Raw genomic sequence first — 15,443 nt, 5'->3', positions numbered from 1 at the left:
ATGGAGAGATGTCCGAGAGGTCGAAGGTGGTGGTCTCGAAAACCATTATACAGTAACAACTGTATCGAGGGTTCAAATCCCTCTCTCTCCGCCAATGATTAAGAGCTTACCTTTTAAGTTAAAGTTAGAAGGTAAGTTTTTATATTTAACAATATATAAAAAAGGAATAAATATAATGGGGTAGAAATATATATTAAAAGATTAGGGGGAATTGCAGGTGAATATGAAAGAAGAAGATAAGAATAATTTTTTAATGAAAGATATGTTATTGATATATAGAAATAAGTATAATTTATCATTAAAGATAGAATACGATTGCTTTGATAAGAAATATATGGACAACAATGCTAAAATACTATCGGATACAATATATAAGAGTTATCAAATACCTAAAGATTATTTTGGAATAATAGTATCATTTAAAAAAGATATAGAAAAAAATAATTTTTATTATGAACATGCAGGTATAAACAAGGGTAAAATTAGATCATATAAATATGAAATATATGAATTAAGTGAGAAAGAAAAATTATTTAACGAAATATATGATGACATTAATGAAGCACTTATAAATAAATTTAACATAAAAGACAATAATGAGGATATAAAATATAAAAGTTTTTATAAGAAAGAAAGTTGTGGTAAAGTCATAATAGAGCATGATTTCAATGAAATAATATTTAAAAGTGATAAAAGGGCTATTAATATACAAAATTTTATAAGAACAATTTTAGATTATGAGGGATTTTTAATACGAGTACAAATTATAAAATCAAATAATTAGAACAAATTACAACAATATAAATATTTATTAAGAATAATTATTGTAGAATAATATAGAAATTAAAAGAAAAAGCATATTGGTTATATTATAATTAATGATTTTTGTAGAAATTAAAATATTTACTTAAAATTACAATAATGTTATACTATATATAAGAATTATTTAATATCCACCAGATATAAAGGAGGATTTTAAATGGGAAAAAATTATTTAATTCCTTGTGAAGAAAAAGATACTATCCCTGAAAAAGAAATTGAAGTTTATAAAATTATAGACATAGAAAAAGAAATTGATTATGCTAGAGACATGTTAAATGAGGTTTCATGTGATATAGATGATTTAGAAAAGAATGAAGAAATATTAAAGATAAGCCAATATATGGACAGGCTTTTAAATGAATATTTTAGTATTGTAAATAGTAATAATAAAATATGAAATAACTTTTTTAAAATACATGTTGAAATTATATTAGTTATGTAGTATAATGAAGCATGTGTTAATAAATGAATACTATTATTCATGAGTAAGTCATGGAGAGATGTCCGAGAGGTTGAAGGAGCACGCCTGGAAAGCGTGTGTAGGGGCAACTCTACCGAGGGTTCGAATCCCTCTCTCTCCGCCATTAAGACTTTGCCGTGCTAGACGGGGAGTTAGCGGTGCCCTGTACCTGCAATCCGCTATAGCAGGGTTGAATTCCTCGATTTGAGGCTATACTATGTGGGGTCTGACCTATATAAGTGGCGTTGAGAATTGGGTCCCACGCAACGGAAACTCATGAAACCCGTCAGGTCCGGAAGGAAGCAGCGGTAAGTGATAATTTTCGTGTGCCGTGGATAAACCTGGTTTGAGTTAACTGTATAGGTAACGTTCATATGCTATAAGTCGAAACGGGGTGCACGGTTTAAATTTTATAATTGATGATATACACGCACAATAAAGCAATTTATTGTGCGATTTTTTACATTACTGGAACTTTATTTAGTAACAAGTAATGGATAATTTTTCTGAATTATCATTCTGAAAAATTTTTAATACATTAATCATATAAAATTTCAATGTTCATTTTTAATTAAAGGATTTTTCCATAAATTATTCATTATTCATAGAATAAAAATGAGGTGTTTTTTATTGGATAAAGATAGTATAATAAACATGGATCCCAATATATTATTAAGTTTAATTAATACAAAACTTCGTGATGAATTTAAGAATTTAAAGGATTTAATATCTACTTATGATTTAGATGAGAAAGTTATAGTGGAAAAATTGATGAATATAGGATATAAATATAATGAAAGTAAAAATCAGTTTTTATAATAAATGCTTATTTTAAGAGGTGAATTGTATGGCCTATACAGCTTTATACAGAGAATGGAGGCCTAGTACATTTGAAGATGTGATCGGACAAAAACATATTACTATAACTTTAAAAAATCAGATAAAGAATGAAAGAATAGCTCATGCATATTTGTTTTGTGGAACTAGAGGAACTGGTAAAACATCTACAGCTAAAATTCTTGCAAAGGCCGTAAATTGTCTTGATTTACGTGATGGAGAACCTTGTAATGAATGTGAAATATGCAAAAAAATAAACTCAAATATGTTAATAGACATAGAGGAGTTAGATGCTGCATCTAATAATAGTGTAGATAATATAAGAAGTATAATAGAGGAAGTTTATTATCCACCTAGAGAAGCTAAATATAAAGTATACATAATGGATGAGGTACATATGTTAAGCACTGGAGCGGTAAATGCCTTTTTAAAAACATTAGAAGAACCGCCATCTAATGTAATATTTATATTGGCTACAACAGATCCTCAAAAGCTTCCTATAACCATACTTTCAAGATGTCAAAGATTTGACTTTAAAAGGATAAAGAGCGAGGATATATTTCAGAGACTAAGATTTATAATAACTCAACAGGGATTTTTTGCAGATGATAATAGCTTAAGACTAATATCTAGAATATCAGATGGTGCTATGAGGGATGCTTTAGGAGTGTTAGATCAAGTTATTTCTACAGGTAATGGAAGAGTAGAATACGAAGATGTAGTATCCATATTAGGTCTTATTACTAATGAAAATTTAATAAAGCTTACAGATAGTATAATAAAAAAGGACATTGAGGAATGTGTAAAAATAATAGAAGAAGTAATATTCAGTGGAAAGGATAGCAATAATATCATAAAGGACTTAATATTACATATGAGAAATTTATTAATTATCAAAGTAAGTCAAAATCCCTATGAAGTTCTAGATATGTCGGAAGAAAATATAGCTCTTTTAAAAGAACAAAGTGAAAAAGTTAGAGTAGAAGAAATAATGAGATTTATTAGAATACTCCAAGAGGCTGAAGAACAATCAAAATGGGTAAAGCAAAGTAGAGTATATCTTGAACTAGCTATCATAAAAATGTGTAAAATAGAGTATGATACTTCAAAAGAAATAATTTTATCCAGATTGAATATGTTAGAAGAAGTCATGAAATCAGGGGAAATAAAAGTATCATGTGAAAATATAACATCAAGTAAATCTCAATATAAAAATGAAATTGAAAAAGATAATATAATGAAGTCAGATCAAGCTAAAAGTTCAAAAAATCAAGATATGGTAAGACCTATAGAGCAATTTAATCCAGATTCAAAAGTTAATATAGATATGGTAAGAAAGTATTGGAAAGACATATTGGAAACATTTAAGGGTAAAAGACTTATGGTAATATATGCATCATTAATGACAGCTGTGCCTTTAAAATGTATAAATGGAGAAATCACACTTATGTACGGCAAAGAATATGCTTTTAATAAACAGAGGTTAGAGAAAGAAAATAATAGTGAAATGGTAGAAAATATTTTTTCACAGGTACTAAAAGATAAAGTTAGAATAAAATATATAATAGAAGATGAAAAAGATGAAGTGATAGAAAAAGATCCAGAGCAAGTTCTTAAAAATACTTTTGGAGAAAACATAGTAGAAATAATAGAAGAATAGTGTAAAATAAGTTTATAGGTTGTATATCAACCTTAGAAAAATAATAAAAGAAATTAATAAGGAGGAGTATTTTAATGGCAAGAGGAGGAGTACCTAATTTTGGTGGTGGAAATATAAATAACTTAATGAAGCAAGCTCAAAAGTTTCAACAACAAATGGAGGAAATGCAAGGTCAATTAGAAAATAAAAAATTCCAAGCAAGTGTAGGTGGTGGCGCAGTAACAGCTATAGCCAATGGAAAAAAAGAAATTGTAGATATAAGAATAAAACCAGAAGTAGTTGACCCAGATGATGTGGAAATGTTAGAAGATCTAATATTATCTGCATGCAATGAAGCTTTAAAGAAAGCTGAACACGAAACTGCAAACGAAATGAAAAAGTTAACTGGGGGAATGAACCTGCCAGGAATGTTTTAATATACCCAAAACTGAGGTGGATGTGATTTGGAATTTTATCCAATAGCAATAGAAAAACTTATAGAAGAATTTGCAAAGCTTCCAGGCATAGGGAAGAAAACAGCTCAGAGACTAACTTTATATGTTTTAAATTTACCTAGAGAAGAAGTAGAGGAATTTGCAAATGCTCTTATTAAAGCTAGAGGAACAATAAAGTATTGTTCTGTATGTGGAAATTTTACTGATAAGGACCCTTGTGCTATATGTAGTAATCCTAATAGGGATAAGAATACTATATGTGTAGTAGAACATCCAAAGGATATAATGACTATGGAAAAAGTGAGAGAATATAATGGAATGTATCATGTATTACATGGCACAATTTCACCAATGGCAGGAAGAGGTCCTAATGATATAAAGCTTAAAGAACTTATTTCAAGAATAAATGGAGAAATAAAAGAAGTAATTGTAGCTACTAATCCTAATGTGGAAGGGGAAGCTACGGCTATGTATATATCTAAAATTTTGAAGCCTTTAGGAGCAAAAGTTACAAGAATAGCTCATGGTATACCAGTAGGTGGAGATTTAGAATATGCAGATGAGGTTACTTTAGCAAAAGCTTTAGAAGGTAGAAAAGAAATATAGTAAATATATAAAAAAGCAGGATTATAATATAAAATTATGATTCCTGCTTTTAATTTATAATTAATTATTCTTATGTAAAGTTAGGTTTATTTTACATAAGAATATAATAGATAAAATATATCCAATCATTTGAAAGGATAGTCCAGTTACACCCTCTATCGATGCATATGGTTCAAATTCTAAAATTGATTTTGAAAAAAATATAGGAATTAAATAATATATGCATTAGTAGTAAAGATGTGATTAATAGTAATTAACACAGATAAAAATTATCTTTGTTGATAAATGTAAGTTTAGTGCAATTACCAAACAATATAAATATTAATAGTATGAATATATTCAAGTTAAGATTATTATATTCCCAGGTTAAAAATGTACCAAGTAGTATCAGGTTAATAGCTGAAATTAGTTTTAAAATTAAGTTTTCCATAATTTCATTCCCCCTTTTAACAATGTAACACTTACTCCATTAATTGTTCATTCAATACAAGTGAGGATAATCCCTCCTTAGAAATTAATTTAAGTATTTATTTTGAATAAACCTTCTGCTTCATGTCAAGGATGTAAATAGCATAAACATATAAAGTAGGAAAGGGTAGGAGGTATTATACATGGATAATGGAATTATGGAAGTATTAAAGAGGGATAAAAACTATTCAAAAGAAGAAAAGGATATAATAAGATGTATTATGGAAGCGGAAGAAGAAATAAAAAAAGCAAGGATGTTCTTTGAAATGGCAAAAGAACAAGAGCTTATTGATTATGCAATATATTCAGAACAAGCTGCTAAATCAAAATATATGTATTTTTTAAATAAAGCCAAAGAACAAAATATCAAAATAAAATATAATTATATTTTTAAAGGAAATAATGTTGTATAATTCAATTAAGCAATTAATATAAATAGATTAAGTAATATTGGGGGGATGACTTTGGAATATATAGGATACTTTTTAGTTGCTATACTAGGTCTAGTTATAATAGTAAAAATATTTGCATGGCCATTAGCTGTATTAACTAAGTTAATACTAAATGGAATTATGGGTGCAGTTTTGCTAGTGCTTGTAAATATGATAGGAGGGATTTTTAATCTGCAAATAGGTATAAACGCAGTAACAGCCTTAATTGCAGGATTTTTTGGAGTGCCAGGAGTAATATTTTTAATTATTTTTAGTTTACTTCTTTAAATTAAAGGAGAGATATAATTAATGGGTTCTTACTTAAAAGGTATACAAGCCCCAGTTATAAAGTATGCTAATATTATTTCACAGATACTCCAAGTAGAAGTTGAAATCGTAGATGAAAATCTAATAAGAATAGCAGGAACAGGTATATTTAAAAATAAAATAAATGAAGATATGTCTAAAGAAGGATATGTATATAAAAAGGTTTTAAAACATGGAAAAGATCAAATAATTTATAATCCAGGAAAAGACGAACTTTGTATACCATGTCCTAGTAGAGACAGTTGTGGTGAAAAGTTTGAAATGAGTAGCCCTATAAAATTAAATAACAAAATTATTGGAGTTATAGGACTAATATGTTTTGAAGAAAAACAAAAGGAACACCTATTAAACAAATTTGATATTCATATGGCTTTCTTAAGACAAATATCTGAGTTTATAAGTATAGCTGCGCACGAGAAAAAGGAAGAAGAGAAGAAGGAAAACTTAATTCAATTATTAAACACCATAGTGGATAAAGTTGAAGAAGGAGTATTAATATTAGATAAAGAAGATAATATTACACATATAAACCAAAATGCTTTAAAATATCTAAATATATCAAGTAAAGGCAAAGGTTATAAAGTCTCTATAGAAGATATAGGAGACAGTATTTTAGAATTTAAGGAATATATAGTTACTATTGAGAATGAACAATTTAATTTATTAGGTAGTATTTATCCTGTAAATTTAAATGAGACAAGGTACGATAGAATGTTTTTCTTTCATGACTTAAAAGAATTTAAAGAAAAGATAAATAAACTTTCAGGAGCTGAAAAACATATAAATTGTAATGATATAATAGGAAACTCTAAGAAAGTATTAAAATTAAAAGAAACAATAAAAAAAGTAGCGTCTTCTATATCTACAATATTAATAACAGGTGAAAGTGGCACAGGTAAAGAAATGATAGCTAGAGCAATTCATAATGAGAGCAATAGAATCAAAAATCCATTTGTTGCAATAAATTGTGCTGCTATACCAGAATCCCTTTTAGAAAGCGAACTTTTTGGATATGTTAGAGGAGCTTTTACTGGGGCAGACTCTATGGGTAGAATAGGGAAATTTGAATTAGCAAATAGAGGAACTATTTTTTTAGATGAGGTAGGGGATATGCCTTTATTTCTTCAGGCTAAACTACTAAGAGTATTACAGGAAAGAAAGGTTATAAGGATAGGTTCAAATACGGCTGTAAATATAGATGTAAGGGTAATTGCTGCTACGAATAAAGATTTAATAAGTATGATAAAAGAAAACAAATTTAGAGAAGATTTATATTTTAGATTAAACGTAATACCTATAGAATCTCCACCCCTAAGAGATAGGTTACAGGATATAAAGATGCTTACAGAATACTTTCTAGATAAATATTTGAATTTATTTAATAAAAGATTTAGAAAGATAAAAATAGATGAGGATTTAATGCAGATTTTTTATTCATATAATTGGCCGGGAAATATTAGAGAATTAGAAAATACTATAGAGTTTATGGTGAATATGATGAGGCCAGATGGAATCTTAACAAAAGATATACTACCTCAAAATATATTATATGAGAGGTTAAAAAAGGAGAAAATTAGTACAGAAATTCATACTTTAAAGGAATTAGAAAAAAGAGCTATATATGAGGCTTTAAATATATGTGGGTGGTCTACTGAAGGAAAAAAAATAGCAGCATTAAAATTAGGAATAGGTATAGCTACCTTATATAGAAAAATAGAAGAATATAATTTATCAAAATAATAATAAAAACAATAAATAATCTGTAATATAATTGAATACATACGATTTGAAAAGCTATTATCAAAGTGATATTTATTATCATTTTGATAATAGCTTTATTTATGAAATAATCTAAATAAATAAACTTATATTTTATTTAAATATAGGTAATAAATAGATAAGTTAGGGAAATGATAAATAAACATTATTTAAATTTCAAATAAATTTATTAATTGGTATGTATATTGCTATTAAATAAAAGTAACTAAATATATATTTTGGAGGTATGAGAGATGAGTGTAAATGAAGCGATAAAGTATATACTAAATAATAAAGCAAGAGGTAATATATCAGAAAAGACTAATACAGATTTTATTTCTGATGAAGTAATAAATAAAGTTAGAAATTTTCATAGAAGTTTTCCAGAGTATGAAGTTACTCCATTGCATAAATTAGACAACTTAGCAAAGCATCTGGGAGTTAAAAATATATTTCTAAAAGATGAGTCTTATAGATTTAGATTAAATGCTTTTAAAGTATTAGGGGGTGCCTATGCAATAGGAAAGTATTTAGCTAAAAAGTTAGATATAGATATATCAGAAATATCTTTTGAAAAATTAAAATCAAAAGAAGTAAAAGAAAAATTAGGAGATATTATTTTTGTTACAGCAACGGATGGGAATCACGGAAGAGGAGTAGCATGGGCTGCAAATCGATTAGGGCAAAAGTCTGTAGTATATATGCCAAAAGGTTCATCTCAAATTAGATTAGAGAATATAAGAAAGGAGGGGGCAGAAGCCACCATAATAGATGGTAATTATGATGATGCAGTGAGACTTGCTGATAAAATGGCTAAAAAATATGGATGGATAGTTATTCAAGATACTGCTTGGGAAGGGTATGAAGATATTCCAACTTGGATAATGCAAGGTTACGGTACTTTAATACATGAGGTTATTGAGCAGTTAGAAAGATCAGGAATAAATAATGTGACTCATGTATTTTTACAAGCTGGAGTAGGATCTTTTGCATCAGCTATACAAGGATATTTAGCTTCAAAGTTTGGTGAAGAAAGACCAATAACAGTTATAGTTGAACCTGATGATGCAGCATGTATATATAAATCAGCTAAAGTTAATGATGGAAAGCCACATATAGTAACAGGTGATATGCCAACAATAATGGCAGGACTAGCTTGTGGAGAACCAAATAGTATTGGCTGGGAAATATTAAGAGATTATTCAGATGGATATTTATCCTGTCCAGATTATGTTTCAGCTAGAGGAATGAGAATTTTAGCAAGTCCATTAAGAGGAGATAATCAAATAATATCAGGAGAATCAGGTGCAGTAGGTGTTGGGGTTATAAGTTTACTTATGGAGAGAGACTATTATAAAGAATTAAGAGAAAAACTTGATTTAAATAAAAATTCAAGAGTTCTTTTAATAAGTACAGAAGGTGACACAGATCCAGGTAAATATAGAAACATAGTTTGGGATGGTGAAAATACTTCAATTTAATATAAATATTTTTTAGGGGAATTAAAAATGTTCTCAATGGAAAAAGACCAGATAAAATTTAAATTATTATAAAGAGGTTATTTTATTTTAATAATTATTATAATAGATTATATGTTAAAATGAATATGTGGATAATGTTAATAAAGCACAATCTAAATGTGAGTATTTTAAGGTAATGGTGATAATATGATTATAAAAAAGAATATTAAACGAGCTGAATTTATTAAAAGACCTAATAGATTTCAAGCATATGTAAAAGTAGATAATGAAGAAATCATGGTTCATGTTCCGAATACTGGAAGATGTAAAGAAATATTAATACCAGGAACAACAGTAGTTTTAAGAGAAGAGAGTAATCCTACAAGAAAGACTAAGTATGACTTAATTGGTGGATATAAAAATGGTAAATTTATAAATATAGATTCTCAAATACCAAATAAAGTAGTTGAGGAAGCACTTAAATTGGGAAATATAAAAAAACTAAAAAAATATAATATAATAAAAAGAGAAAAAACCTATGGTAATAGTAGATTTGATTTTAAACTAGGTAATGATTCTGGAGAGGAATATTATTTAGAAGTAAAAGGAGTTACTTTAGAAGATGGGGGAGTAACAAAGTTTCCAGATGCTCCAACAGAAAGAGGAACTAAACATATTTTAGAGCTAATAGATGTTAAAAATAAAGGCATAGGTGCAGGAGTGTTATTTTTAATACAGATGAAGGATGTAAAGTATTTTACTCCTAATATAGAAATGGATAAAAACTTTTCAGAAGCTTTAGTGTCAGCACACAAAGCGGGAGTTGATATTTTTGCATATGAATGTGATGTGGATGAAGATTTTATAACTTTAAAAAAAGAAGTTAAAGTTATACTATAGTAAATCATAAAGGGAGGTGGATGTTCTAAATTCTAGAACAATAAATTATGAAATATGAATATTGTCCTAAGTGTGGAAATAAATTAATTGAAAAATATAGTTGGGATGAAGGGGGAGTACCGTATTGTCCAATAGATGATACAATGTATTTTGATACACCCAAACCATGTGTTGTAGTTGCTGTACTAAAAGAAAGCCAAATACTACTTTTAAAGCAAAGTTACATATTTGAAAATTCCAAGGTTTTAGTTTCAGGATATGTTACAAACGGTGAAACAGTAGAAGAAACTGTGTATAGAGAAGTGAAGGAAGAAACGGGAATAGAAGTGAAAAACATAAAATATTTAGGAAGTGAGTACTTAAAATCTAAAGAAATAATAATGTTAACATTTATGGCTGAATATAAGTCAGGAGTAATAGATAAATCTGAGGAAGTAGAATGGGTAAATTGGGGGCATATAGAAGATGCTCTTTGCCAAATGAGTGAAGATGAGATAGGAAAAAACGTAGTTAGAAAAGTATTGAAAGAAATTGATTATAAGGGTGAAAAAGCATATAAATGTGAAATAAAATAATGACGCAAAAAGTCCTATCTTGGCTTTAAAAAGATAGGACTTTCTAGCATTATTTTATAGTTGAAGTTCATTTTGAGTATCTACTTTTTTTAGATTAGTTATTATAGGGATTAATATTATGGCTACAAAACCACCAGAAAATCCATTATTATATAGATTTAATCCAGCATGGAGATGGCCAATATTCATTACAATACATGTATGCAAAAATCCAGCTATTACACCATAGATTGGACCAAAATATCCCGATATAGGTGCTAGGGTTGTACTAAAAAGTGTAGCTAATAACATACTAGGAGAATTTATAGACCAAATATTTAATATGCCAGCAATAACCGTTCCTAAAACAACGGGAATGGTATTTTTAAAATGCTTGCCAAAAGCACCAAAACCCACAATTGTAAATATACCAGCTATAATAGGACCATTTAAAGGACCATCAACTATTAAAATATAGACCATGAAAATAAGTCCTAGTATACCCATATTTATAAAACTACTTCCTTCTCCATATATCAAATAGTAATCAGAATTTGGTTTACCAGAGTGCTTATAGATTTTATCTAAATTCTTGAAGCTGAAATCATTTAAACAAAACCCTACTAATATCATTGATAAGAATAATATTGATAGAAAGATTAATAATACTGTAGTATACTTAGTAGACCATAGAAGTCTTTGTTCGAAATTAATCCCAAAGGATCTAAGTATGGACATAATAAATGTTCCTACAAGCCCTGCTGCGAAACCAGAATTATATAGATTAAAGCCTTCATGCATTTTTAAGCAGTAAGATGATATTGGAGGGAGAATAAATCCCATAAATATTCCTAATGAAATTCCAATAATTAATCCAGTAGAAGTTTCAAAATGACCAGAGAATGATAGTTGGCTAACTGCAGGAGATAAAGTACTTCCAAATAAAGCTACTAATATATATTTTGAAAATGGCTCTTTTTGATATTTAGAATATAACCAAGTACCTAAAAACAAAGGCCAGACATTGAGTAAATTTTTACCAAAAAGTGAAAAACCGCAAACAGTGAATAATCCGGCTACAATTGATCCACTTAATTTAACTTTTAATCTTATTAAGATTAAAATGTATATAATACATAGAGTTGCGGAATTTACAAAAGAAGCACCTATACCACTTATCTCTAAATAATCGGTTATAAGTATGTCAGGCTGAAGAATAATATTTTTCAAACCTGTAAATATTGATATAGGCGTATCTATTGTAAAAGCAAAAATTATAAAACAGGCAAAATAAAGTAAAAGTATTCTATAGTTATAAATAAGAGAATTTTTCATATCTTCCTCCGTAGAATTAAATTATTTTTATGAAATTGAGTATTTAAATATTACACGGACATTTTAAAGATAAATATATAAGAAATTGATAGTAAGTTGACAATATGACGAGCTAATTTAATGTAATAATTTTAAATAGACTAATACTTTAAAATATAGACTTATTTAATATTTTAAAGTATTATTTTAAAAGTGTCTACAAATAATTTAAAATAATATAGAAAAATTTAAAAAATTTTAATTTCTAATTTAATTTCAGAAATATTTAATAAAAATATATATAAATATTAATAAATATGTGATAAAAAGGAATGGTATTGATATATAAATAGAGAAAGTAGGGGTTTAATGAGAGGGGTATTATGTTATTTTAGTGGAACAGGGAATACAAAATGGATAGCTGATAAATTTAAATATTATTTTAATATGAAAAATATAGAGTTAGATATTATAAATATAGAAGAAAAGCAAGATATGGAACTTAGTGAATATAATTTTTTAGTTGTTGGTACACCTATATATGGTGAATTACATCCTAAAATAGTGGATACTTTTTTAAATAATTTACCGGAAGGAAATAAAATAAAAACTATACTATATTCTACTCAAGGGACTAAAAAAGCTAGTGCATTAAACGTTATAGAAAGCAAAATAGAAAATAAGAATTATACTGTAGTTTCTAAAATAATGTTTAAGATGACTAATAATTTTTATTTTTCTATTGGGAAAAAGGCTTCATCAAAAGAAATCCATGAAATATTATTAAGTTGTGAAAGAAAAGTCAAGAATACAGTTAATAATTTTATAGGAGAAAAATATATAAAAGAGAAAGTAAATAAGATTAGAGTTACATTATCTAAAATAGCTAGTAAGCATTTTAATAATTATCTACATAACTTATCAAAGAACTTAAGTAGCTCAGAAAACTGTATAAGATGCGGACTTTGTCTTAGAAATTGTCCTCAAAATAATATAACTTTTGAAAATGGACATGTAGTATTTCATAGTAAATGTATGATGTGTTTAAGATGTATATATATTTGTCCAACCAATGAGATAAGGTATAAAAATAAGAAAATAGATCAAATTCAAAAAAGAATTATAAAGAGTTTGAAGTTGAAGTAGATATAAAGTCCAACAGGAGGTTTAATAATATAATGAATAAAAATAATTGTAAAAGTTGTCCTGAGTTTATAAATAAGAAATGCGATGGAAATTTAGAAAACTGTATATGTAAAAATTGTCCACGAAATTTAGGAAAATGTATTGTAACTAAGTATTGTACAGAGACAGAATCAATTTTATATGTTTAAAAATATTGCCGTTATATAATGGCAATATTTTTTTGAATTTTTCTAGAGTTTTTGGTAATAATATTATTAACCTAGAAATAAGAAGGTGATTACATATGAGAATAGAAGAGCTGAAAATGATAGTAGCAGAAAATTGTGATAGTTATAGTCCTTTTATGTCTGAAATTATATCGAAATATGGGGGAACATTAACAGAGAGTTGTGAAAACTGTAAGTATTTTATTGAAGAAAGATGTATAAGAAATTTATTTGATCCTATTAAAGAAATTATAAGTAGAAATTAAGGAGGAATTATATATGGGAAACGCATATGAAATGATGGCTGTAGCCGAGTCATGTCCAGGATATAGAGCTAATTATGATGGAATTCAATCTTCAACAGGGGAATTTGACAATAAAAGTTGTAGAAATTGCATTAACTTTGAAAATGAAGTATGTAAAATTGATTACTATGACACTATTGTAAAAGGTTTTGATCAATGTTAAATTATATAGTGAACAAGTAATAAATTAATATACATTAATCATATATTAAATAATAAATATAACAACAGAATATAGTATTTAAGAAATTTCTACTTTTAGTTTCTTAATTTGATTAGAAGGGGTTAAGGGAGATAGGTATCTATAAAAAGTAGAAATAGTTCTTAATAGTTTTATTTAAATTAAATTGCTACGGTAGATTAGTTTTAAGGTAAAGTAATTTAAATTGACTAAAATAAAACTAAGCACATATTCTGTTTAAATTTTAAATAGGTATATCAAATGATTGAAATTATTTGGTATACCTATTTTTTTAATAAGTTAGCAATATGAAAATTTGATTATATAATAATTGCTTTTTAATTAACCATCTATAAATTTTATAACTATATTATAGTTTTCATAAGGAAGGAGAATAGATTGAATACTCTTTTCAATAGATTTTTTAGTTTTAGATAAAGCAGATTCAACTAAATGCTTTTCATTTAATTGTTCATTCATTTTTTCTTTTGCTTTTTTACTTAAAATCTGACTTTCAGCAGGAGTAATTTTTATTTCTCCAAATCTAAATAATCCATTTTCTGTTTTAAAAGTAGTTTTATCTTCATTTAAAGTTATAGATTTAACTTTGGGTTTTGGAATTCGTATAGTTATTGTTTTTGAAGGTTGAATAAGTACATTTTCCCTATTTAGTTTAGCTAAATCAACAGTATATATTCCAGTTCCATAAAAATCTATACTTATAACCTTTTTAAATATATCTAGATTACCCCAACTATCATCTAATATAACTTTATTATTTAATTCTACTTCCATAGTTATTAAATCTTGCTTTTCTTGAATCTTTTTTACTACAGCATCTCTAGTTATAGTTTTCCTAGACATTTTTTCAATACTCTTGTCCATATTAGGTAAAGATATATTTTTATCATTAAGAACTTTATTATATGCAAAAAATATAATTACTATAATGAAGATAGTTAGTTTAATCTTATTTTTATTTTTCATTTAAATGAAGCACCTCCATTTTATATTTATAAAAAACTTACGTATATATAGGTAAAAGTTTAAACTATATATACTATGATAACAAGAAAAACTAATAATAATTTATATATAATAAGTAAAAAATTAATGATATTCTGTGTTTATTGCATAAAATTAACAACAACTTAGTCTAGTGTATCAGCATAAGAAAAATATCAAATTTCAGAGAAATATGGATAAAAACCTATTTAATTAGGTATAATAAAGAAAGGTTCATTTCAATTGAAGAATAAATTTGATACAATAACACATGTCGTCGAGAGATGGCGACGAGGTAAACAACACAATTTAAAAATAAATTTTAAAAAAGTGTTGACAAGTTTAAAAAAAACTTGTATACTGTAAAAGTCGCTTGAGTGCGACAGACAAATAGGTCTTTGAAAATTAAACAGAGAAATAAGCCAGTCGATTCTTATTGAGAATCAAAAAATAGTAATTGAGCAAGGTTTTATCAATTATATATAGTTGATAAAGACTAAACTTTTAAATTGAGAGTTTGATCCTGGCTCAGGACGAACGCTGGCGGCGTGCTTAACACATGCAAGTCG

18 protein-coding genes, 2 tRNA genes, 1 rRNA gene and 1 other RNA gene are annotated in these 15,443 nt (G+C 27.0%); 20 read left to right on the top strand and 2 right to left on the bottom strand.

Annotation, left to right across the window (positions count from 1 at the left end):
• Positions 1-2 precede the first annotated feature (2 nt).
• The 15 genes from B5D21_RS13230 (at position 3) to B5D21_RS13160 (ending at position 10,738) form a co-directional block, all read left to right on the top strand.
• A tRNA-Ser gene (locus B5D21_RS13230) sits at positions 3-94 on the top strand.
• A gap of 123 nt (positions 95-217) precedes the next feature.
• On the top strand, positions 218-784 hold the full coding sequence (locus B5D21_RS13225) for a hypothetical protein (protein WP_035111953.1): 567 nt from the start codon (positions 218-220) through the stop codon (positions 782-784).
• A gap of 195 nt (positions 785-979) precedes the next feature.
• A complete protein-coding gene (locus B5D21_RS13220; protein WP_035111952.1) occupies positions 980-1,219 on the top strand; it encodes a Spo0E family sporulation regulatory protein-aspartic acid phosphatase in 240 nt (79 codons plus the stop codon).
• Positions 1,220-1,316: 97 nt separating this feature from the next.
• Positions 1,317-1,406 (top strand) — tRNA-Ser (locus B5D21_RS13215).
• A gap of 11 nt (positions 1,407-1,417) precedes the next feature.
• Positions 1,418-1,684: signal recognition particle sRNA large type (ffs, locus tag B5D21_RS13210), an RNA gene on the top strand.
• A 228-nt stretch (positions 1,685-1,912) separates the two neighbouring features.
• Complete coding sequence (locus tag B5D21_RS13205; protein ID WP_052040450.1) at positions 1,913-2,101, top strand: DUF4250 domain-containing protein; 189 nt, start codon at positions 1,913-1,915, stop codon at positions 2,099-2,101.
• 28 nt (positions 2,102-2,129) lie between these two features.
• Positions 2,130-3,779 (top strand): DNA polymerase III subunit gamma/tau, encoded by a 1,650-nt coding sequence (gene dnaX / locus B5D21_RS13200; RefSeq protein WP_035111949.1) that lies wholly within the window; start codon positions 2,130-2,132, stop codon positions 3,777-3,779.
• A gap of 74 nt (positions 3,780-3,853) precedes the next feature.
• Complete coding sequence (locus tag B5D21_RS13195; RefSeq protein ID WP_011098402.1) at positions 3,854-4,195, top strand: YbaB/EbfC family nucleoid-associated protein; 342 nt, start codon at positions 3,854-3,856, stop codon at positions 4,193-4,195.
• 27 nt (positions 4,196-4,222) lie between these two features.
• Entirely contained in the window at positions 4,223-4,819 is a 597-nt protein-coding gene (recR, locus tag B5D21_RS13190) for a recombination mediator RecR (RefSeq protein ID WP_011098401.1), read from the top strand.
• Between the two features lie 611 nt (positions 4,820-5,430).
• The gene (locus tag B5D21_RS13185; protein WP_046655435.1) at positions 5,431-5,700 is read left to right on the top strand and encodes a DUF2508 family protein; all 270 of its coding nucleotides are present in this window, start codon (positions 5,431-5,433) and stop codon (positions 5,698-5,700) included.
• A gap of 45 nt (positions 5,701-5,745) precedes the next feature.
• The gene (locus tag B5D21_RS13180) at positions 5,746-6,006 is read left to right on the top strand and encodes a pro-sigmaK processing inhibitor BofA family protein (protein WP_035111941.1); all 261 of its coding nucleotides are present in this window, start codon (positions 5,746-5,748) and stop codon (positions 6,004-6,006) included.
• Positions 6,007-6,027: 21 nt separating this feature from the next.
• A complete protein-coding gene (locus B5D21_RS13175) occupies positions 6,028-7,785 on the top strand; it encodes a sigma 54-interacting transcriptional regulator (RefSeq protein ID WP_011098400.1) in 1,758 nt (585 codons plus the stop codon).
• A gap of 272 nt (positions 7,786-8,057) precedes the next feature.
• Positions 8,058-9,284, top strand: coding sequence for a diaminopropionate ammonia-lyase (gene dpaL / locus B5D21_RS13170; protein ID WP_011098399.1), 1,227 nt, complete (start codon positions 8,058-8,060; stop codon positions 9,282-9,284).
• A gap of 186 nt (positions 9,285-9,470) precedes the next feature.
• Positions 9,471-10,163 carry a DNA/RNA nuclease SfsA gene (sfsA, locus tag B5D21_RS13165; RefSeq protein ID WP_011098398.1) on the top strand — a complete coding sequence of 231 codons (693 nt, stop codon included), beginning with the start codon at positions 9,471-9,473 and terminating at the stop codon, positions 10,161-10,163.
• A 47-nt stretch (positions 10,164-10,210) separates the two neighbouring features.
• Positions 10,211-10,738 carry an NAD(+) diphosphatase gene (locus B5D21_RS13160; protein ID WP_011098397.1) on the top strand — a complete coding sequence of 176 codons (528 nt, stop codon included), beginning with the start codon at positions 10,211-10,213 and terminating at the stop codon, positions 10,736-10,738.
• A gap of 54 nt (positions 10,739-10,792) precedes the next feature.
• On the opposite strand, the gene B5D21_RS13155 is transcribed toward B5D21_RS13160, so the two are convergent.
• Positions 10,793-12,052 (bottom strand): DUF1576 domain-containing protein, encoded by a 1,260-nt coding sequence (locus B5D21_RS13155; protein ID WP_011098396.1) that lies wholly within the window; start codon positions 12,050-12,052, stop codon positions 10,793-10,795.
• A 348-nt stretch (positions 12,053-12,400) separates the two neighbouring features.
• On the opposite strand from B5D21_RS13155, the gene B5D21_RS13150 reads away from it, so the two are divergent.
• The 4 genes from B5D21_RS13150 (at position 12,401) to B5D21_RS13140 (ending at position 13,851) form a co-directional block, all read left to right on the top strand.
• Entirely contained in the window at positions 12,401-13,177 is a 777-nt protein-coding gene (locus B5D21_RS13150) for an EFR1 family ferrodoxin (RefSeq protein ID WP_011098395.1), read from the top strand.
• A gap of 32 nt (positions 13,178-13,209) precedes the next feature.
• Positions 13,210-13,365 (top strand): hypothetical protein, encoded by a 156-nt coding sequence (locus B5D21_RS14210; protein WP_035111929.1) that lies wholly within the window; start codon positions 13,210-13,212, stop codon positions 13,363-13,365.
• Positions 13,366-13,460: 95 nt separating this feature from the next.
• On the top strand, positions 13,461-13,649 hold the full coding sequence (locus tag B5D21_RS13145; protein WP_035111925.1) for a hypothetical protein: 189 nt from the start codon (positions 13,461-13,463) through the stop codon (positions 13,647-13,649).
• Between the two features lie 13 nt (positions 13,650-13,662).
• Complete coding sequence (locus B5D21_RS13140; RefSeq protein ID WP_035111922.1) at positions 13,663-13,851, top strand: hypothetical protein; 189 nt, start codon at positions 13,663-13,665, stop codon at positions 13,849-13,851.
• 360 nt (positions 13,852-14,211) lie between these two features.
• Here B5D21_RS13140 and B5D21_RS13135 read toward each other — a convergent pair whose 3' ends face one another.
• Positions 14,212-14,856 (bottom strand): DUF4230 domain-containing protein, encoded by a 645-nt coding sequence (locus B5D21_RS13135; RefSeq protein ID WP_011098394.1) that lies wholly within the window; start codon positions 14,854-14,856, stop codon positions 14,212-14,214.
• A gap of 523 nt (positions 14,857-15,379) precedes the next feature.
• On the opposite strand from B5D21_RS13135, the gene B5D21_RS13130 reads away from it, so the two are divergent.
• Positions 15,380-15,443 (top strand): 16S ribosomal RNA (locus tag B5D21_RS13130); the annotation flags it as partial.

Origin of the sequence: Clostridium tetani (assembly GCF_900167265.1) — a bacterium.
Taxonomy (GTDB): Bacteria; Bacillota; Clostridia; order Clostridiales; family Clostridiaceae; genus Clostridium_G; species Clostridium_G tetani.
This window is presented reverse-complemented; position numbering and strand designations above follow the sequence as displayed.